The sequence below is a fragment of the Paraburkholderia sp. BR10872 genome (assembly GCF_040965835.1).
GTDB classification, from domain to species: Bacteria; Pseudomonadota; Gammaproteobacteria; order Burkholderiales; family Burkholderiaceae; genus Paraburkholderia; species Paraburkholderia nodosa_A.
This window is the reverse complement of record NZ_JBFRCN010000024.1, coordinates 66,826-87,132: the sequence shown is the minus strand read 5'-3', so window position 1 is coordinate 87,132 and position 20,307 is coordinate 66,826. Positions and strand designations below refer to the sequence as shown.

Annotated in this window: 15 protein-coding genes and 2 pseudogenes; 6 read left to right on the top strand and 11 right to left on the bottom strand. The window is 65.5% G+C overall.

Annotated features, from left to right (window positions below; translation table 11 throughout):
• Nucleotide 1: 1 nt before the first annotated feature.
• The 6 genes from pqqD to AB4Y43_RS19905 form a co-directional block, all read right to left on the bottom strand.
• Nucleotides 2–289 (bottom strand): pyrroloquinoline quinone biosynthesis peptide chaperone PqqD, encoded by a 288-nt coding sequence (gene pqqD / locus AB4Y43_RS19930; protein WP_069262319.1) that lies wholly within the window; start codon nucleotides 287–289, stop codon nucleotides 2–4.
• Complete coding sequence (pqqC, locus tag AB4Y43_RS19925; RefSeq protein WP_368617386.1) at nucleotides 286–1,005, bottom strand: pyrroloquinoline-quinone synthase PqqC; 720 nt, start codon at nucleotides 1,003–1,005, stop codon at nucleotides 286–288. Before pqqC ends, pqqD begins: the two co-directional genes overlap by 4 nt.
• 2 nt (nucleotides 1,006–1,007) lie before the next feature.
• A complete protein-coding gene (gene pqqB, locus AB4Y43_RS19920) occupies nucleotides 1,008–1,931 on the bottom strand; it encodes a pyrroloquinoline quinone biosynthesis protein PqqB (protein ID WP_368617385.1) in 924 nt (307 codons plus the stop codon).
• A 66-nt stretch (nucleotides 1,932–1,997) separates the two neighbouring features.
• The gene (gene pqqA / locus AB4Y43_RS19915; protein ID WP_006410019.1) at nucleotides 1,998–2,072 is read right to left on the bottom strand and encodes a pyrroloquinoline quinone precursor peptide PqqA; all 75 of its coding nucleotides are present in this window, start codon (nucleotides 2,070–2,072) and stop codon (nucleotides 1,998–2,000) included.
• Nucleotides 2,073–2,298: 226 nt separating this feature from the next.
• On the bottom strand, nucleotides 2,299–4,287 hold the full coding sequence (locus AB4Y43_RS19910; RefSeq protein WP_368617384.1) for a sigma-54-dependent Fis family transcriptional regulator: 1,989 nt from the start codon (nucleotides 4,285–4,287) through the stop codon (nucleotides 2,299–2,301).
• A gap of 280 nt (nucleotides 4,288–4,567) precedes the next feature.
• Nucleotides 4,568–6,820 carry a TonB-dependent receptor gene (locus tag AB4Y43_RS19905; RefSeq protein WP_368728597.1) on the bottom strand — a complete coding sequence of 751 codons (2,253 nt, stop codon included), beginning with the start codon at nucleotides 6,818–6,820 and terminating at the stop codon, nucleotides 4,568–4,570.
• A gap of 469 nt (nucleotides 6,821–7,289) precedes the next feature.
• Here AB4Y43_RS19905 and AB4Y43_RS19900 point away from each other — a divergent pair, with 469 nt between their 5' ends.
• The 3 genes from AB4Y43_RS19900 (at nucleotide 7,290) to AB4Y43_RS19890 (ending at nucleotide 10,666) form a co-directional block, all read left to right on the top strand.
• Nucleotides 7,290–9,017, top strand: coding sequence for a methanol/ethanol family PQQ-dependent dehydrogenase (locus AB4Y43_RS19900; RefSeq protein WP_368728587.1), 1,728 nt, complete (start codon nucleotides 7,290–7,292; stop codon nucleotides 9,015–9,017).
• Between the two features lie 94 nt (nucleotides 9,018–9,111).
• Entirely contained in the window at nucleotides 9,112–10,332 is a 1,221-nt protein-coding gene (locus AB4Y43_RS19895) for a c-type cytochrome (protein WP_368728586.1), read from the top strand.
• A 19-nt stretch (nucleotides 10,333–10,351) separates the two neighbouring features.
• Nucleotides 10,352–10,666, top strand: coding sequence for a high-potential iron-sulfur protein (locus AB4Y43_RS19890; protein ID WP_069262325.1), 315 nt, complete (start codon nucleotides 10,352–10,354; stop codon nucleotides 10,664–10,666).
• 20 nt (nucleotides 10,667–10,686) lie between these two features.
• On the opposite strand, the gene AB4Y43_RS19885 is transcribed toward AB4Y43_RS19890, so the two are convergent.
• The gene (locus tag AB4Y43_RS19885) at nucleotides 10,687–11,427 is read right to left on the bottom strand and encodes an SDR family oxidoreductase (protein WP_368728585.1); all 741 of its coding nucleotides are present in this window, start codon (nucleotides 11,425–11,427) and stop codon (nucleotides 10,687–10,689) included.
• Between the two features lie 96 nt (nucleotides 11,428–11,523).
• Complete coding sequence (locus AB4Y43_RS19880; RefSeq protein WP_368728584.1) at nucleotides 11,524–12,108, bottom strand: TetR/AcrR family transcriptional regulator; 585 nt, start codon at nucleotides 12,106–12,108, stop codon at nucleotides 11,524–11,526.
• A gap of 98 nt (nucleotides 12,109–12,206) precedes the next feature.
• Here AB4Y43_RS19880 and AB4Y43_RS19875 point away from each other — a divergent pair.
• A pseudogene (locus AB4Y43_RS19875) lies at nucleotides 12,207–12,557 on the top strand (metallophosphoesterase); the annotation flags it as partial.
• A gap of 37 nt (nucleotides 12,558–12,594) precedes the next feature.
• Here AB4Y43_RS19875 and AB4Y43_RS19870 read toward each other — a convergent pair.
• The 3 genes and pseudogenes from AB4Y43_RS19870 to AB4Y43_RS19860 form a co-directional block, all read right to left on the bottom strand.
• Nucleotides 12,595–13,584, bottom strand: coding sequence for a zinc-dependent alcohol dehydrogenase family protein (locus tag AB4Y43_RS19870; protein ID WP_342948299.1), 990 nt, complete (start codon nucleotides 13,582–13,584; stop codon nucleotides 12,595–12,597).
• A gap of 41 nt (nucleotides 13,585–13,625) precedes the next feature.
• A pseudogene (locus tag AB4Y43_RS19865) lies at nucleotides 13,626–13,829 on the bottom strand (alkene reductase); the annotation flags it as partial.
• Nucleotides 13,830–13,974: 145 nt separating this feature from the next.
• On the bottom strand, nucleotides 13,975–15,696 hold the full coding sequence (locus tag AB4Y43_RS19860; RefSeq protein WP_342948300.1) for a dihydroxyacetone kinase family protein: 1,722 nt from the start codon (nucleotides 15,694–15,696) through the stop codon (nucleotides 13,975–13,977).
• Between the two features lie 358 nt (nucleotides 15,697–16,054).
• Between AB4Y43_RS19860 and AB4Y43_RS19855 the strand changes: the two genes are divergently transcribed.
• Entirely contained in the window at nucleotides 16,055–18,826 is a 2,772-nt protein-coding gene (locus AB4Y43_RS19855; RefSeq protein WP_368728583.1) for a putative bifunctional diguanylate cyclase/phosphodiesterase, read from the top strand.
• A complete protein-coding gene (locus AB4Y43_RS19850) occupies nucleotides 18,801–20,300 on the top strand; it encodes a diguanylate cyclase (RefSeq protein ID WP_368728582.1) in 1,500 nt (499 codons plus the stop codon). Before AB4Y43_RS19855 ends, AB4Y43_RS19850 begins: the two co-directional genes overlap by 26 nt.
• The last annotated feature ends 7 nt before the right edge of the window (nucleotides 20,301–20,307 follow it).

Here is a 20,307-nt window from a genome sequence, read left to right as displayed (position 1 = left end):
GTCAGTCGAGCCAGCCGCGCAGCCGCGCGTGATCGAGAAAGCGATAGACGTCGGGCGCCAGCTCGGAGGTACTGAAAAGCCGCTCCAGCTCGCCGATGATCTCGTCGAGTTCATGCGCGCCGTCACAACGCGCGAGTATCTCGCCCGCGCTCGAATTGAGCTGCACCATCCCTTCGGGATAGAGCAGAACGTAGGCGTCCTGGGCCGCCTCCCACTGCAAGCGGTACATGCCGCGCAAGCGCGGGCGCAGCGGCACGCCGCTGCCTGCATCGGGCACTATCGGATTCATATGGGCCACGCCTTTTCGACTGCATCGAGGATCGACCAGAGAATGTCGAGCTTGAACTGCAGGATCTCCACCGCACGCTGCTGTTCGGCGGGCGTGCGGAAATGGCTCAGCGTCACTTCGAGCCCGTGTTCGACGTCGCGCTGCGCGAGCGGCACGCGGCTGCGAAAATACTGAAGGCCTTGCGGCTCGATCCACGGGTAATGCGAAGGCCAACCCGCGAGCCGGTCCAGATGAATCTGCGGTGCGAACATCTCGGTAAGCGACGAACACACACCCTCCTGCCACGGCGCGCGCCGCGCGAAATTCACGTAGGCATCGACCGCGAAGCGCACGCCGGGCAGCACGAGTCGTTGCGACCACATCGTGTCCGGATCGACGCCAACGGCATCGCCCAGGCGCACCCAGGCTTCGATGCCGCCTTCGTTCTCGCCTTGCCCGTCGTGGTCGGTCAGACGCTGGATCCAGCGGCGGCGCGTGGCACGGTCGGGGCAGTTCGAAAGAATCGCCGCATCCTTGAGCGGAATGTTGATCTGATAGTAAAAGCGGTTCGCGACCCACCCGCGGATCTGCGCGGGCGAGCAACGCCCGCCGTTGAGCATGCGGTTGAATGGATGGTGGATGTGATAGCGCGATTCGAGGGCACGAAGACGCGATTCGAATTCATTCGCAGTCCATGATATTTCGTGCGTGTTTTCAAGCTTGAGAGGTGCGTTCATCGTCATACCTGAAACTGCATACCGTCGTGGGCCACGTCGATGCCGTGTGCACGCAGTTGGGCGTGCTCGACGGAATGCGGGTCGAGAATCGGATTGGTGTTGTTGATATGCGTGAGCACCTTGCGCGTGCCGCGCGGCAACGTGTCGAGCCAGTCGATCATGCCCGGCCGGCCGTCGTCACCGCGCTGCGCGAGATGCCCCATGTCGACCGCGTGCTTCGTCGAGAGGCCGAGGTCGATCATTTCGGTGGTGGTCCAGAACGTGCCGTCCACGAGCACGAGGTCGGCTTGGCGCATGGTGCCGAGCACGTCGGTGCTCATCTGCGCCAGACCCGGCGCATAGAACGCACGCGTGCCCGCTGCGATATCCTCGATCAAGAGTGCGATATTGTCGCCCGGCGCGGATGCCTCGCGGCGTGGCGAATATGGCGGCGGCTTGCTCTCCACGGGCAGCGCGGTAAAACGCAGGCCGGCGCAAGCGGCAACCGTGAACGGCTCGCCCGGCGCGACCGTATGTGCCTCCACGCCGCAGTAGTGGCCGAGCAGCGGTACGAGCGGCAACCCGCTCGACAGATCGTCGAGCACCGGCGCACACGCATAGAGCAGCAACGGCGACGTGCGTTCGCGCAGCATCAGCAGGCCCGTTACGTGGTCGATCTGCGCGTCGGTCAGCACGACAGCCGCTAGCGCGCTATCGCGCGTTGCGCGAGCGGGCTGCAGATCGGAGTGCGAGCGCAACTGTGCAAGCAGATCCGGCGACGCATTGACGAGCACCCAGTCCGCGCCGTCGCCGCTCACAGCGATCGACGACTGCGTGCGCGGCAGCACATCGCTGCACGCCTGCCGCGCGCGGCGGCAATTCGCGCAGTTGCAGTTCCATTGCGGCAGGCCGCCGCCCGCGCCTGAACCCAGTATCCTGATCTTCATGATCGTTCTCGCTGCATGCCGCCCGCCACGCCCCGATAGCCGCGCGGGCGGCACGCTGCCGTGCGCTCAGCGGTTGGCGATATACATCGTGATTTCGAAGCCGAAACGCAAGTCGGTATAAGCGGGGGTCGTCCACTGCATGACATGTCTCCTTGTTTGAGATTGAGGCTGCATACCGCATCGAATGTGCGGCCAGTCTCTTTAAAGCAAGGGGCATGCCGGTGTGAGCCAGCGTTCGCTCGATGCGGCCAGTGCTGCCGGCGCGGGAAGGAGTGTTGCGTTTCGGAACACGGGTGCTACAGGATGCAACACCCGTGGGACAGAGGAGGAGACAGGAAGTGGCCTGGCCGCGCGCGCGAATGGCGCTTCAGGCGTCGCCCGAACCGCGACCGGGATCGGCAGCGGGCATCTTGCGGTAGATGGTATTGCGCGACACGCCCAACGCCCGCGCCGCAGCCGACACGTTGCCGCCATGGCGCGCGAGTGTGGCCGCGATCGTCGAGGCGGTCACGTCTTCAAGGCGCGCATCCTCCGGCACCAGCGGCTCCGCGCGGGCATGCGCCGGGGGCAATGCCTGGGTCTGGCCGCAGCAGCGCAGATCGTCGAAGAAGTCGTCGGGCAGGTGCTCGCGCCGGATCTGGCCGTCATCGTCGACCATGGCTGCGGCCGTGCGCAGCAGGTTGCCGAGCTGGCGGAAGTTGCCGGGCCACGCGCAGCGCTCGAACAGCGCCATCACCTCCGCTGCGACGCTGAGTGGCTGCACGTTGGTACGCCCGTGCGATTCCCGGTGCAAGAGCTTTTGAATCACGACCGCGAGATCCGTGCGGTCGCGCAGCGGCGGCAGCCGCACCACGAGGCCATTGAGCCGGTAATACAGGTCCTCGCGAAAACGGTTCTGCGCGATCATCTCTCGCAAGTCGCGGTGCGTCGCGCAGATGATCGAGATATCGACGGGGATGGTCTTCGTCGAGCCGAGCGGATTGACCATGCGCTCCTGCAGCACACGCAAGAGGCGCACTTGCAGCGGATACGGCATGTCGCCGATCTCGTCGAGAAACAGCGTGCCGCCGTTCGCCTGCAACAACTTGCCCACCGCGCCCTTGCGCCGCGCGCCGGTAAATGCACCCTCCTCGTAGCCGAACAGCTCCGATTCAATCAGCGTTTCCGGAATCGACGCGCAATTCACCGCCACGAACGGCTGGTCGCGGCGCGGCGAATCGTTGTGAATGGCCTGGGCGAGCAGCTCCTTGCCCGTGCCGGTTTCGCCGGTGACGAGAACCGGGATGTCCTTGCCGATCACCTTGCGCACCTTCGCGATCACGAGCGCCACTTGCGGATCGCCCGTGTCGAGGTAGCTCAGGCGCGAGAGGCCCATGGAAGGCGGCTGCGCCGTTGCATAGGCGGCCGGCTGCACAGCCGAGCCATGCACCGCAACGGGTCGGGCGCCTTCGGCCAACGTGGCGCGCCTGAACTGCACGCGCGCGCAAACCACCGCCCCGCTCGCCAGATTGAGCATGAAGTGCGATTCCAACCCCGCACGCATACTGTCGATCAGCTGCGCGCTGGTGGTCTGGAATAGCGACGAGAGCGTATGAGCGCGCAGCGCGGCGAGCGAGAGGCCGAGCTGAAACTGCGCGCTGCGGTTGGCCGAGAGAAAACGCCCGTCGCAGGTGAAGGCGGCGATGCCTTCCATGAGTGTGCCGAGGAATTCCGGGCGGCCATGAAACGAGACCTGCAGCGTCTCCTGAAAAGTCGTCGCAAACAAATGATTCTCAATCATTTGCACTGACATGCGCGCGAGCGCCATGGTGTGCTGGTGATAGCTGCGATGATCGCCCGTCACGTCCAGCACGCCGATCACGTCGCCGTATGGGTCGAAGATCGGCACGCTCGAGCAGGTGAGGAAGCGGTTCGCCGCGAGGTAATGCTGGTCGCCGTGCACGACCATCGCGCAGCGCTCGGCGAGCGCGGTGCCGATCGCGTTGGTGCCCTGGCGGTCCTCGGCCCAGTTGGCGCCCGGCCGCAGCGCGACCTTTTCGGCGCGCTGGAGGAAATCGTCGTCGCCGATCGAATGCAGGATCAAGCCTTCGGCATTGGTCAGCACGATCATGCTTTGCGTGTTGACGATCTGCTCGTGCAGCGTCTCCATGACAGGCGTGGCATGCATGCACAGCACGCGGTTCTGCTCGCGCTTGAGTTCGAGCCCCGCGCCCGAAAGCACGTCGTAATCCGGTCTCGCGCTCGCGCGCAGACCGAAGGTCTCCGAGCGCTCGTGTGCCTTCTGGATAGCCGGTGCGGGCCAGCCATTGGACATCTGGACCGCTTGCCCCGCGGCCATCTGTACGTCGTCGCGCATGCTCTCCTCCACGATTGGCCGGTACCTTGCCGGACACTTCGGTATTTCTCGGTGTCCTCTATTAGCAAGCTCCGGGCCATCCGGCCATCGAATCCAGCCAGCCGGTTTGCGCCGAACGCGCACGCGACGCGCAACACGCTGTGTAAGCGAATCGTATGCAACGCAACGTGCGTCGATCGAAACACGCGCCGCAGCGATTCGCCAGCCTGTGTATTACCGCAAATGGCCCGCGTGGAGGAATGCGGACTCACCCCGATGCGCGCATATGCAGCACATCCCTTCAATCCCATGCGTAATGCAGGCCCACCCAAAAACCGCGCGGCGCGCCTTGTCCGACGAATTGCTCGTTCACCGGATTCGCGCCGTCGAACGTGTGGCCGGGCCCGTTGAAGAAGTTCTGGCCCAGCACGCCGAAGCTCGCATAACGCTTGTCGAACAGGTTCGTCACGTTCGCGTAGACCTCCAGCCGCTTTGTGACGCGATAGCGCGTGTCGAGATCCACGAGCACATAGCCCGCGATCTTTCCATTGGCATCCTGATTGTTTTCGTCGCCTTGCGCATACACGCCGCTGCGCCATGTGATGTTCGTGCCGATGCTCCATTGCGCCGTGGCCGCGTAATCGAGCCGCAGCTTGACGGCATGCGCCGGAATGCCGGGCACGTGGTCGCCCGGCCGCACCGTGATGACGCCGTTCGCATCCGCCGACGAATTCGCGGAGCTTTGTTCGGTCCATGTCGAGCGGTAGGTCGCGTCCACGTAGCTGTAGTTCAGGCTGATGCCAACGGGGCCGAACGCCGTGTGACCCGCCAGCTCGACACCCTGGCGGCGCGTCTTGCCGACATTCTGAAAGTAGCCCTGCGTGCTGCCCGCCGCGCTCACGAACTCGATGTCGTTGGAGAGCGTGGTGCTGAATGCGGCGGCGCTCCACGTTGTCTGCGAGCCGATACGACCGCGCGCACCGGCCTCGAAAGTCTTCGAGACCACAGGCTGCAGCGCCGGATCGGCCACGAAGTCGTTCGGCAGCGAGCACGGCGCAGCGGGGTCCGCGCACGCAAGCTCGATTGCGGTGGGCGCGCGCATGCCTTCGTTGTAGGTCGCGTAGACCGTGACGGTGGGCAGCGGATTCCAGTTGAGCCCCACTGCGGGATTGAAGCGCGAGAACGTGTGATAGCCGTCGAGCAGCGGCTGCACGCCGCTTTCGTCTGCGATGCGCGCGCTCGCCCAGTCGTAGCGCCCCGACAGCGTGAGCGTCCATTGCGGCGTGAGCGTGAGCGTCTCGTTCAGGTAGAGGCCATAGTTAGCGTTGCGTGTTTTTGCATCGGTCTGCTGAACGAAATCGCCGATACCGACCGTCGCGCGGTCGGGCGTGAAGGCGGCATTCTGCGAAGACGAGACGTAGTGCGAGTTCGCGAAGTCCGCCGCCACGCCCGCAACGAGCTGGCTCCCGATGCCGCCCAGCTTGCCGAGCAGCGTCAGCTGCAGGCTCGCGCCAAAGCTGTCCGTCGTGACGATGGAATCGACGTTGCTGCCCTCCAGCGTATCGACGTTGCCGTCCGCGTCGATCGAGCCGTAATCGGTGTTGTTGTTGCTGCTCACGTTCTCGTTGCGCAGGTGCCGATAGTAAGCGTTGCCGCTCAACTCCACGTTGTCGTTGAAGAAGTGTTCGCCCGAGAGTGTGAGGTAGCCCACGCTGTTGCGGTTCAGGTCCGGAAACGTGTAGGCCTGTTTCGGGTTGTCCAGAAACGAGCGCGGAATGGTCTGGCCGCCGTATAGCTGGTTGTCCGCGCCGCCGCCCGAGATCGAGAGCGTCGTGTCGTCGTCGGTGTAGCGCAGCTTGCCGAATCCCTGGCGCACGCGGCTCGCGTTGTGGTCGGCCCAGCCGTTGTCGTTTGTGACGTTCGCGTTCGCGTAGTAGTCAACATGCGGCCCGAGCGTGCCGCCCTGCTCGAACTGCGCACTCTTGCGTCCCCATGAGCCGCCCGATAGATCGATGTCGCCGCCGGGGCTCGTGCGCCCGTTCTTCGTCGTGATCGCGATGGCGCCGCCCAGCGTGTTGAGGCCGTAGACAGGATTCGAGCCTGGAATGAGTTGGATCTTGTCGATCGCGCCGGTCGGTATCAGGTCCCAGTTCACCACGTCGCCAAACGGCTCGTTCACGCGCACGCCGTCGACGAACACCGACAATCCCTGAGGGGTGCCAAGCACCGGCGAGGCCGTGAAGCCGCGATAGTTCAGGTTCATCTGGAAAGGATTGCCTTGTGCGTCGGTCACACTCACGCCCGGCAGGTTCGCGGCGAAAAAGTCGGTCAGCGTTTCGCGGTGCTGTGTCGCGATGTCCTGCGCGTTCACGGTCTGCACGTTGGCCGGCACCTTCGCGAGCGGCGTACCGATGCCGAGCAGCGGCGTCGTGCCGACCACCACGACAGCGGGCAGAACGAGCGGGGCCGCCGTCGCGCTCGCCGCGCTGTTATCCGCTGCGCTCTGTGCCTGCGCGATGGCCAGCGTGGATGTACCGCAGCACAGCGCGCCCAGGGCGAGGCTCGTGCCGAGCGTCGCATACGCGCGCCTGGCGCCCACCGCCTTCTTTGGAATCAACTTTCGTCTCCATCTGTTTTTTTCGCGCTCGTGTAGCTCGACGCCGTAGCGTCGAGCGCCGACCGCTGCGCACACAACCGTCTCCTCTTTGCCGTGATCTAGCCAGGAACGTGCCAGCGTGCATCGGCACGCGCGATTGCGCGCAGCGTCCTTCGGCGCGACCGGCCCACTGTCACGTTCGCCAACACTTTTCGCGGCGGCCTGTACCGGAATGCAACACATCGGCCACGCACGGGGCACCTCGCCGGGAAGCCGGTCAACGGGCTGCATCGCCCGACACGCAACGCTTCGCGGCGAATGGCATACGACTTGCAAGAACGGCAGCGCACCCGGACCGGCCCCATCCCCCGCACATCCAGCCTGACCGCTTCCCGGCCGTGCATCGACAAATATTCAGGAGACGAAGATGAAGAGACGCTCGGCTGCGGCAAGCCGGCTTGCGACCTGCGCCATGGCCATCGCAGCGGCGATGTCCTTGAACGCGGGCCCAGTGGATGCCGCCTCGGACTATCCGCCCGTGACCTATGACCGCCTGACCCGCGCGCAAAGCGACCCGGGCTGGCTCACGTACTACCGCAGCTACAACGGCCAGTCGCACTCGCCGCTCAAGCAGATCGACGCGTCGAACGTCGGCGAGCTCAAACAGGCGTGGAGCTACCAGTTCCCCGCCGAACTGAAGCAGGGTTTCGAGGCGACGCCCATCGTCAACGGCAACTATCTCTTCGTCAGTACGCCGAAAGACAACGTCTACGCCTTCGATGCAAAGACGGGTACGCAACTCTGGAAATACGAGCCGAAGCTCGGCGCGGAGTCGTTCAAGACCGCGTGCTGCGACGTGGTGAACCGCGGCGTGGCGCTGTACGGCAAGAACGTCTATATCGCCATGCTGAGCGGCGAAATCGCCGCACTCGACGCGAAGACCGGCGACGTGGTCTGGAAGAAGCAGATGTTCGAACCGGGCCTCGGCTACGCGTTCTCGCTCGCGCCGCTTGCGCTCGACGGCTCGATCGTCGTGGGCACCTCGGGCGGCGAATACGGCATTCGCGGCTATATCGCCGCGCTGAACCCCGACGACGGCGCGATCGTGTGGAAGCGCTACACCATTCCGGGCTCAGGCGAAAAAGGCGCGGAGACCTGGCCCGACGGCATTCAGGCGCACGGCGGCGGCGCCGCGTGGCTAACCGGCACCTACGACGCCGCGAGCCGCACGCTGTACTGGGGCGTGGGCAACCCCGGCCCGTGGCTCGCCGCGCTGCGCCCCGGAGACAATCTGTACTCCGATTCACTACTCGCGCTCGACCCGAAGAACGGCAAGCTCAAATGGCATTACCAGTACACGAGCAACGACACATGGGACTATGACGGCGTCAACACGCCGATCCTCGCGAACATCCAGTACAAGGGCAAGGATTACGACGCCATCATCCACGCCGACCGCAACGGCTTCTTCCACGCCATCGACCGCCAAACGGGCAAGCTGATCTACGCGGAGCCATTCGTGAAGGCGAGCTCGGTCACGGGCTACACGGACGACGGCAAGCCGATTCAGGACCCGTCGAAATACCCGAAGGCCGGCACGACCATCGATACCTGCCCGAGCTTTCTGGGCGGCAAGAACTGGTGGTCGGTGTCCTACGATCCGGAGCGGCACATTGCCGTGGTGCCTTCGCTGCACGCGTGCATGAGCCTCTCGGGCAAGTCGGTGAGCTATATGGAAGGTCTCCCCTATCTCGGCGAAGGCTTCGAAATCAAGCCTGAACCGGGCAGCGAAGGCTATGGCGAGCTGCAGGCCATCGACGTGAACACCGGCAAGAAGCTCTGGGGCCACTGGAGCAAGATGCCCTGGAACGGCGGCGTGGCGACCACAGCCAGCGGTCTCGCGTTCAGCGGCTCGCTCGACGGCCATCTCTATGCGTTCGACGTCGCGACCGGCAGGGTGCTCTGGGAAAGCCCGCAGCTCGCGAGCGGCATCATCGCGCAGCCTTCCGTGTTCGAAGTCGACGGCAAGGAGTATGTCGCCGTGCTTGCGGGCTACGGCGGCGCGAATCCGATTTGGGGCGGCCCGATGGCCGATGTGGCAAAGGATGTCCCGCGCGGCGGCACGCTCTACGTGTTCGCACTGGACCGGGGCTGAACCTGGGCTGAACGACGTTCTCGCCTTTCGCCGCACGCTTGTGCGCAAGCCACCGCGCTTGCGTGCGGCCCCGACTTCACTGGAACACACGATCATGACTATCCGGATCACCTGGCTCGCCGTGGCCGCCGCGCTCGCGGCAGGCGGCGCGCATACCAGCGCCCATGCGGCGGCGAACGCCGTGCGTGTCTGCACGTTGCCGGGCAGCCCCACGGCCGCGCTCGACCAGGCCGTCGCGCGCGCCGTGCTGAAAACCGCTGGCGTGGTTGCGACGTTCGTCACCCACGGCATCGACGACGATGGGGGCGACGACGGCATCTCGGCGCACGAACTCGCCAGCGCGCTGGGCCGCGACTGCGATCTCGTTGCGGGCTTCCCGCGCTCGAGCGTCGCCGATGCGTCGGGTTCGCAGATGATTTTCTCGCAAGGCTACTTGCGCTCGGGCTATGTCAGCGTCACGCTACGCCACCCGCGCGCCGCCACGCCCGCTGCCGACGGCAAGGAAACGGTCGCGGCGACCTGGTCGAGCCCGTCGCAACTCATCGCCGTGCAGGAGAAGAACGCGCGCTTCGACCTGGAGAACACCTCCGAACTGACCGTCGACGCGGTCGCGAAAGGGCGCGCGCAGCGCGCGATCGTCTGGTATCCGGCCGTCGTGGCTTACCAGGGCGCGCATCCGCAGCATCAATTCGCGGTCGCGGCGACGGCCTCGCCGTATGCCGACTGGCATCTCGTGTTCGCTTCCGGGGCCGGCATGCGTGCGCTGCAATCGCGCATCGACGACGCCCTTGCACGCATGAACGAAGACGGCCGTCTCGCCGCACTCACGCGCGGCTGGACGCTGCCGGATAGCGCCGCGAGCGAGGCGCATTCGAGTGCGCCATCGCTCGAAAGCACGAAAGCCTCGTATGGGCGCAGCGCCATGCACGGCCCAGGCGCCATCATCAAGGTCGCTGCAACGACTGGCGGCAACGCGCCCGCATTCGATCACGAACAGGTCGAGCACGGCCAGCATCTTTATTCGGAATCCTGTGCGAAATGCCACGGCGCGCAACTCGAGGGCATTACAGCGCCCGCGCTGAGCGGCCCGGCCTTCGCCCCGGCTGCGAATTCGCATTTGACCATCGGCGGCATCTATCAGTACATGTCGACCAACATGCCGGCCGACCGCCCGGGCAAGATGACCGATCAGGAGTACGCCGATTTGATGGCCTTCCTGCTCTACACGAACGGCTATGACACGGGCGATGCGAAGCTCACTTCCGAAGCCGCGCAATTGTCGACCACGCCGCTCAACGCCGGACCGCGCCACTAACGCAACTCAGGAAACCAGCATGATCTCCCGCAATCGCAGAACCTTCATCCTTCACACCGCCGGTCTTTGCGCCGCGCTCGCCACGGCCGGGCGCGCACTCGCGGGCCCCGCCCTCGTCGACGAGAACGACACCACCGCGAAGTCGCTGGGCTACCGCGCCAAAGCCAGTAGCGTCGACGCAGGCAAGTTTCCGAAGTACGCAGCGGGGCAGCGCTGCGCGAGTTGCCGCTTCTATGCGGGCGCGGCGGCCGACGCCTCGGGCGCGTGCCCGATGTTCCCGGGCAAGGCAGTGGCCGCCGACGGCTGGTGCAACGTCTACGCCCCACGGGCCTGAGTGCCCGCCACCACGCGCGCTCACAGCGCCATGCCGCCGTCGATGGTGAGGCTCGACCCCGTCATATAGCCGGACTCCTTGCGCGCGAGCCACGCAACGAGCCCGGCAATCTCGTCCGGGTCCGCCGCGCGCTTGAGCGGAATGAGCGGTTTAATTACCTCGATGTGCTCGGCGGTCATGTCGGTGATCGTCGGCCCCGGCTGGATATTGTTCACCGTGATGCCGCGGCTCGCGAGATCCACGGCCGCGCCCTTCACCATGACGGCAACGGCGGCCTTCGTCATCGAGTACACGCTCGAACCCGGATGGCCGCTGCGCACCGCCGTGTTGCTGCCGATCGAGATGATGCGGCCACCTTCGGTCAGTTGCGCGGCGGCGGCCTGAATGGCGAGAAAGACCCCGCGCACGTTGATGCTGAGCATGCGATCGAGATCCTCGACGCTCACGGTCGCGATGTCGCCGAGCATGAGGATGCCCGCGTTGACGACTGCGATGTCCAGTTTGCCGAAGCGCTCCACGGTCTGCGCGACGGCGGCGCGGATGGCGGCCGGATCGGCGCTATCGGCGTGAATGGCCATGCCTGCGCGGCCTGCGGCTTCGATTGCGGCAACGGTTTCAGCCGCGCGCTGCGGCGCCGAAACGTAGGTCAGTGCGACATCGGCGCCTTCCTGCGCCAGGCGTCGGGCTGCCGCCGCGCCAATGCCTCGCGAACCGCCGAATACGAGCGCTGTTTTTCCCTCGAGTGCCACAGTCGTTTCCATTTGTTTCTCCTTTATTGACAGATCAGTCCATAACACAGCAAAAATAAACCGCGCAGCATGGCTTGCGCGGTTCGACGCGTAACGGTTCAGCTCAGATTAGCGTGCCCTGTAGCGGTCTATGGCGAAGCGCGCCAGGGCGCGCAGGCTCTTCGCATCGCTGCCGGCTCGCGCGGCGAGTTGTATGCCCTGCATGGTCATCAACATAAAGGCGGCGGCCTGGCGCGCGTCGAGGTCAGGGTCGATTTCGCCGCACGCCTGGCCCTCACGAATACGCTCCACGAGACACTTCGAGAGACGCGGGGCGACCTTGTTGCGCAGCGCCACGAGTTCCGGGTCTGCCGCGCCGAATTCGCTCATGGCCACGACGCCCATGCAGCCTAACGCGCGCTCGTCCTCGTCGTCGGCAACGAGACCCAGCAAGAGCGCCTCGATACCGCCCAGCGGCGACGCGCTGCCATTCAGGCGCGCGATATGCCCTGCCGTGCTTTCGCCTTGATAGCGCTCCAGCGCTTCGAGGTAAAGCTTGCGCTTGTCGCCGAACGCGTTATAGAGGCTCTGCCGCCCGATATCCATCGCGGCGAGCAGGTCCTCTGTGGATGTCGAGGCATAGCCCTTCGCCCAGAACACGCGCAGTGCGCGCCCCAATGCCTCGTCCCGATCGAATTCTCTAGGTCTGACCATGACGCGAGAATAGAGTTTGCGGACTGATCTGTCAATAACCGGCGGAATCCATGCAATATGCAGATACGAACGATCGGCCGTGGACTCCCACGGCCAGCGGATGCCGAACGGCCACGCAAAGCGAGGTCAGACGCCGCGCGGCCGAAGTCGAGGCGGCGTTGATCTTGTGCGGCCATACGCATCTCGCGCGCACGATGCAGCTGGCCGACGGCCGCCTCATCGTAAACCCAGGCAGCGTCGGCCTGCCCGCATACGAAGACACGCATCCGTTTGCGCATCGTATGGAAACGGGGACGCCGCATGCGCGCTACGCGAGCGTCACCCGTACCGCGCGCGGCTGGGACGTGGAGTTTCGCGCCGTGGAGTACGACGGGCACGCGGCGGCCGAACGTGCGGCCGCCAATGGCCGGCCCGACTGGGCAGCGGCGCTTCGCACCGGTTATTGCTGATCGTTTTTGCCGATGCTGGGCGCCGCGCATCGGCAGACTACACCGTCACCACGATCTTGCCGAACTGCCCATTGGTTTCGAGGTAGCGGTGTGCATCCACAATCTGGTCGAACGTGAACGTGCGATCGATGACGGGCTTGAGCGCGCCGCTTTCGAGTCCCTTTAGCACGTATTCCACCGCGGCCTTGCGGCGCTCTGCGTCGCCGCTGGTGAGCCAGATGTTGTGGGCCTTCACGCTCACGACCTTCGCGATCATCTCCAGCACGGGCAGCGTCGTGGCACGTTCATCGAGCGCGCCGTAGAGATACGCGATCCCCTGGAAAGACAGCGCCGAGATCAGCTTCGCGAAGTTCGGGCCACCGACCGGATCGAAAACGACACGCGCCCCCTTGCCGCCGGTGATGCGCATGATTTCGTCCAGCAGATCCGTCTCGTCGGTCACGACCACGTGCGCCGCGCCTGCGTCGAGCAACGGCTGTTTCTTGGCGGCGTGACGCGTGACTGCGATCGACGTCGCACCGGCGTAGTTCGCGATCTGGATCGCCGCGAGTCCGACGCTGCTCGACGCGGCCGGCACGACGACGTAATCGCCGGCGCCCACCTTCGCATCTTCGATCAGCGCGCCGTATGCGGTGACGAACATCATCCACACCGACGCGGCCTCAGCGAACGAAAGCGATTCAGGATGCCTGACGACCGCATAGTCCGGCACGACAATCCTATCTCCGTACGTGAAGTATTGATTCATCGAAAACGACGGGATCACGTTGACCTTGTCTCCCGGTGCGATGCCGACTACTCCCTCGCCCACGGCGTCGACGATGCCGGCCGCTTCGTACCCGAGTCCTGCCGGAAAGCGCACGGGTTCGATGTACTGGTCGGCGCGCCACATCGACTCCGCGCGATTCAGACCAATGGCTTTCACGTCGATGCGAACTTCGCCCTGGCCGGGGGCGCGTACCGGTTCGTCCACGAATTGCAGTACTTCCGGGCCACCTGCTTGTGCAAACCTGACTGTGCGTGACATGACTGACTCCTGCTTCGATTGATAAGGACGTAATGGGCGCATCACAGGCTCACCGCGGCCTGCGAGTTCGACTGATGAATCGGGAAATCCGGGTCATGCTTTTCGTCGCTGCCCCGGAATGCTGCGCGCACATAGGGCGTAAGCGGCAGTTTGTGCTTCAGACGATACGGCAAGTTCGGGTTTGACGAGAAATGCCTGCCAAACGCCACGAGATCCGCGTCGCCCGACGCCACGATCGCTTCGGCGCGACGCCGTCTGCCGGACAATCGGCGGGCGCACGGCGGCGCAATGCTCGTTGCGCCGCGTCCGCATCGTGCCGTCCGTTCCGGGCGGCCCGCACTACAGCATTTTCGAAGTGCTTTGAGCCACGCGCTGGGCCGCTGCCGCGCCTCACGCCGCGCCGATATGCGGCTGCAGCGCCTTGAGCCAGCACGCCACCACCACCGCCCCGCCATCGGGCGTCCCGATCGCCCGCGCGCCGAGATAGCTTGCCCGGCCCGCGCGCGGCGTCATTTGCGCCGTGCTTTTCGCACCGGACTCCGCGGCGCTCACCGCCTGCGCCCACGCCTCGCCCACAGGGCGCGCCGACTTTAAGGCGCTTTCCAACGCATCGACGGCGGGTACGAGCGCATCGAGCATCGTGCGGTCGCCGGGTTTCGCGCCGCCCAGTTCGCTGATCGCCTGAGCCGCAGCGCGCATGGCTGCCGCCCAATCCAGCGCGCCGGGCTGCGCTTGCTCGCCGAGCGTGCGCGAGGCGCGCAACAGCGCCGTTGCGTAGAACGGCCCGGAACTGCCTGCTATCGCACGGCGCAATGCCGTGCCGAGCGCGGCGAGCGCGCTGCCCGGCGAGCCGAGCGCGCCCGGGGGTAGGGCGAGCATGGCCTGCGCGGCGCGCTGCATGCTCGCGCCCAGATCGCCGTCGCCGGCTCGGGAATCGAGGTCCGTAAAAATCGCTTCGTTCTCGATCAATGCGTGCGCAACGGCATCGAGCGCCGGCTTCAGACGCTGCGCCCATGCAACGCTCGCCGCGTCCGCAGGCGTCGCGCCCAACTCGGCGCCCGCATCGGCTGCCGAAAACGCCGGCTCGATGCGGATTCGCCGGTTGACCGTGCCGACGCCGGGCCACGCGCGCGCTTCGGTGGCGGCGTCGAGCAGCGCCAGCTTCGCATCGTCGAGCCGCAGCACGGAGATCGAACAGCCCGGCATGTCGAGCGCCGAGAGAAACGTGCCGGTCCATGCCCGCTCGACGGTCACGTGACGGCGATTCAGGCTCTCGAATGCATCGCGCATGATGATCGCCAGCTCCATCGCCGGTGTCGCGCCCAGTCCGTTCACGAGCAGCGCCACGCGCTCGCCGCCTTTCAACGCCAGGTCTTCGACGATGTTGGCGAGCAGCGTTTCCGTCAATTCGCCCGCCGCCATCGGCACCGTGCGCTCCACGCCTTTCTCGCCGTGGATGCCCATGCCGAGTTCGATCTCGTCGTCGGCGAGGCGAAAGCCGGCTTGCTGAGCGCCGGGCAGCGTGCAGCCATCGAGCGCCACGCCCATCGTGCCGAGATTCTCGGCCACGCCGCGCGCAATCGCGGCCACGAGGCCCAGCGCGTCGCCCCGCGCCGCCGCCGCGCCCGCGATCTTGTGCACGAGCACCGTCCCCGCAATGCCGCGCCGCTGATTGCGCTCCGTATGCCCGCGCAGCGACACGTCGTCGGCCACGATGACGATTTCGACCGGAATACCCTCGGCTCGCGCCAGTTCGGCCGCGAGGCCGAAATTGAGCCGGTCCCCCGTGTAGTTCTTCACGATGAGCAGCGCGCCGTTCGGACCCGCGCTCGCGCGAATTGCGGCCAGCACGGCGTCGGTGGAGGGCGACGTGAACACTTCGCCGCACACGGCGGCGGTGAGCATGCCTTGTCCGACGTAACCGCCATGCGCGGGCTCGTGGCCGCTGCCGCCACCCGAAATCACGGCGACGTTGCGCTCGGCCGGGCTGGGCAGTGGGTTGCGAACGAGCACGTTTTCGTTGCCGAGCACGGCGACATGCGGCGCAGTACGCGCAATGCCCTCGAGCATTTCGTGCACCACTGACGACGGATCGTTGACGAGTTTCTTCATGAGAGTCCCTTGAACGAGTAACCGGGGGCAAAAACCAGGGGTAGAAGCGAGGGGCAAAACGACGGGACCGTGCGCGCTCCCTTCACGCCAATGAACGTATTGAAGCACGGGCATCGAATGCGTTCCGGATGCCTGCCCCACACGTAGCGCCAGCATCCAGGCCTCTAGGTAAAAACACCCATCAAAGAGGCACGCGGAATACCCGTTATTCAGACAGTATCGACCGATCACGGACTTGCCGTGCCTTCGCGGTCTGCATGCCTGGAACACATGGCCCCTCTGCCCGCCTCCCGCGCTGATGCGGGTGCATTCACCAGTAACCTGCCCACTCCGGCCGAGCAACGCGGCGCGAGTGGCGATGTGCCGAATCGCGTTGCGTGGCGATGAACGTAGAACTATCCGGAACCCCTCCACAGGCCCCGTCCCGCGCGCCCGGCAAGGGCGTCGCCGTAGCGCTGGCCGTGGCGCTGATCGTCTGCGTGGCAATCGGCGCGATACTGAGCGCGAACTGTCGCGCGGCACGGCCGACTCGCGGCTTCGCCAGGAACTGAACACCACGTCGGAACTCGAAGCCCTGCTCACGCTGCACATCGCGGCGAATACGGACTTCCTCAAAGGCGTGGGCACGGCGGGCTATACGTCGCGCGCGTGGCCGATCAAGCGGGCCGCAGTCGTGGCCGGTACTTACGACCGGCTCGAGCACGACTTTGCCGGCGCGCCGCGCAACGAGCGCACGATCCGCGAGTTGCGGCAGTTGAGCGCCATCTGGCCCGAGCAGCTCGACGCGGCCGCGCGCAATATCGCGCTCGCAGACGCGGGCGCGAGGCTCGACCCCGCCCTGATGCAGCGCGCGAACGAAACGCTCAGCTCCATCATGTCGCTGCTCACCGAGCTGCGCTCCGAGCAGCGCGAGCAGATCAAGGTCGTGCAGTTCAGCGCGCAGGCGCAGCTCGCGCGGCAAAAGATCTCGCTGATCGGCACGGCGACAGCCGGCGCATTGCTGTTGCTCTTCACGTTGTTTACGAGCCACCGCACCGCGCTTTCCCGCAGCGCCGCGAAGATCGTCGCGCTCGAGGCCGAGCGGCGCTTTCGCGAGTACTTCGAGCAGCATCCGGTTGCGATGCTCATTTTCGATGTGCGCTCCTACGCGATCCTCACCGCCAACGCCGCGGCCCAGCGCCAATACGGCGCGAGCCTTCAACAACTCAGAGCCATGTCGGTCGAGCAACTCCGCCTGCAGGCCGAAACCGGTGCGTTCCGCCGCGATCTGCACGGCTACGTCAATTCCGGGGCGCAAAGCGGAGCAGGCGGCGTGCGCCGGCACGTGCGCATCGACGGAGAAGTGATCCACGTCGATATCGCCTGGCATCTGCTGGACTATGCGGGTCAGGACGCGTGTTTCATCACTGCGCACGACGTCACCGCGCACGAACAGGCGAGAGAGCATTTGCGCATTCGCAGCCGGGCGCTGGAGGCTTCGAGAAACGCTGTGATCATTTCGCAAAAGGTCGATGGCGAAAGCATCATTACGTACGCCAACGCGGCGTTCGAGCGCATCACCGGCCGCGCCGTGTCTACAGCGAATGGCGCCGGGCACTGGGACATGCTCGATTGCGATAAAGCGTGCGCCGATGCCAATATCGTTCGCAGTGCCATGCAATCGGAGCGCGAAGGAGAGGGTCTGCTCAAATGCTGCCGGCCCGACGGCTCGCCCTACTGGATCGAGCTGCATGTCGCGCCGGTTCTCGACGAGCGCAATCGCCCCACGCACTGCGTGACCGTGTTCAACGACGTTTCCGAGCGCATCCGCTATCAGGAGCAGTTGCGCCTGCAGGCCAACGAGGACTCGCTCACGCATCTGCCGAACCGGCTCGGCCTCAAGGCGCGATTGCGCGAACTGGTCCGCACGGCGCTCGACGCGCAGCAGAAGTTCGCGCTGGTGTTCATCGACCTCGACAACTTCAAGGAGATCAACGACTCGCTCGGCCATACCGCGGGCGACGAGGTATTGTGCGAAGTCGCGCGCCGCCTTTCCGCCAATATCGCCCAGGGCGAAATGGTTTCCCGCTATGCGGGCGACGAGTTCGTCGCCGTGCTGTACGGCCGGGGCAGCGTCGATCACTTCGTCGCCGCAGCGGCAAGCATGCAGGAATCCTTGACACATGGCCTGCTGATCGGCAACAAGGTCATCGTGCCGCTCGCCTGTGTCGGCCTCGCCGTGTTCCCCGATCATTCGAGCGATCCCGACTCGCTGCTCAAGTACGCCGACTCCGCCATGTACCGCGCCAAGTCGATGGGACCCGGCAGCATGCAGGTATTCGACATGGCTATCGCCATGCAGAACCTGGAGCGGGCGAGCCTCGCGCAGGCGTTGCGGCTAGCCGTGGCGTCGCGCGCGTTTGCCGTTGCGTGGCAGCCGAGAGTCAACCCGAGGACAGGCGAGACGATGGGTTTCGAGGCGCTCGTTCGCTGGCACGACGCAGAGCGCGGCCAGGTGAGCCCGGCGCTGTTCGTGCCGCTCGCCGAGGAAAACGGCCTGATCGTGCAGATCGGCGAGTTCGTGTTCGAGGAGGCCTGCCGCCAGGCCCGCGAGTGGGCGCGCGAGCACCCGGACATCGTGGTTTCGGTCAACGTTTCGCCGGTCCAGTTCGTGCGAGCGGACTTGCCCGCGATGATGGCGCAAACGCTGGCGCGTACCGGCGTGAGCCCGCGCAATATCGAGCTGGAAATCACCGAAGGCGTGCTCATGGCGCCCCGTTCGCTCGCCACGCTGCGTGCCCTTCGCGAGATGGGGCTCTCGGTCGCCATCGACGACTTCGGCTCGGGCTATTCGAGCCTCGGCTATATTCGCAGCTTCATGCCCGATCGCCTCAAGCTCGACATGTCGTTCGTGAAGGGCATTGGCCACTCGCGCGCGGACGAGGTCATCGTGAAGGCTGTGCTCGCGCTCGGCCATACGCTCGGCATGCGCGTGGTAGCGGAGGGCGTGGAAACGCTGCGGCAACTGGAATTCCTGATCGAGAACGGCTGTAACGAGGCACAGGGCTACTGGTTCTCTCGCCCTGTGGACGCAGCGAGCGCGCAGTCTTATCTGGAAGGGAGCCATGCGGCCGGCGTTCACCAGCGCTAACCTGCTCAGATGGCTCACCGGGCCGCGCGCGATTTTCTATGGCAGCCTCGCGGTCGCCTTCATCATGGCGTCGCTCTGTGCGACGGTGCTCTACGAGAGCCGCCACGACGCCCTGGAGCGCGCCCGGGAGAACTCGCGCAACGTTGCGCTCATCGCCCAACGCGACATCGAGCGCAACCTCGAGCTTTACGAGCTCTCGCTGCAAGCCGTGGTCGACGGCATCGGCCGGCCCGACGTCATGGCGCTGCCCGCGCCGCTGCGCAGCCAGCTGTTGTTCGACCACGCCATCACCGCGGAATATCTGGGCTCGATACTCGTGCTCGACGAAACGGGCAACGTCGTCATGAATTCGGCCACCGGCGCGCCGCTCAACGCCAATTTCGCCGACCGCGACTACTTTACGGCGCAGCGCGACAATCCCCATGCCGGACTCTACATCAGTGCGCCCTACCATTCGCGCCTGCGCAACGGCTCGCCCAGCATTGCGCTGAGCCGCAGGCTTTCGCATCCCGACGGGTCGTTCGCCGGCATCGTCATGATCGCCATTAACCTCGAGTATTTTCACCAGCTGTTTGCCGGGCTCTCGCTCGGCCGCCACGGGGCGATTTCGCTGATCGCGCAGGACGGCACCATGATCATGCGCCAGCCCTATGATCCGGCCGTGGTGGGACGCAACATCCGCAACGCAAGTACCTTCCGCCACTTTCTGGCTGCGAAGGAAGGCAGTTTCTCGGACACGTCGTCGATAGACGGCGTGCGGCGGATGTACTTCTTCCGCAATTTCCCGCGCCAGCCGCTCATCATCATGGTGGCGGAGGCCGAACCCGATATCTACGCCGCGTGGCGGCGGCGCGCGCTGACCATCGGCGCGCTCATGGGCACCTTCGCCATCGGCTTCGTCGGCCTCTCATTCATGCTCGCCACGCAGTTGCGGCGCAGGATGCGTGCCGAGTCGGAACTGCAGCTGCTCGCACGCACCGACAGCCTCACGGGCCTGAGCAATCGCCGCACGCTCGGCGAAATCCTCGAACAGGAGTGGCGGCGCGCCAGACGAGCGCGCAGCGTGTTCTCGCTGCTGTTCGTCGATATCGACCGCTTCAAGGCCTATAACGACCAGTACGGGCATCAGGCCGGCGACGACGCGCTCGCCGCCGTGGCGCGCTGCATCGGCGAAAACATCCGCCGGCCCGCGGACACCGCCGCACGCTACGGCGGCGAAGAGTTCATCGTCGTGCTGCCCGATACGCTGCTGGACGGCGCCTGCGCGATCGCCGAGCAAATCCGCCATGCGATCAGCGAACTCGCGATCGAGCATGCGGGCAGCGAGTACGGGCGCGTCACAGCAAGCATCGGCTACGCAAGCTGGTCGCCGGATCGGGATGTCGATGTCACGCAGGTCATCCAGGCGGCGGATCAGGCGCTGTACGATGCGAAAGCGCGCGGCCGCAACCGCGTCGCCATGTGTGGCGCTTGACCCGCGC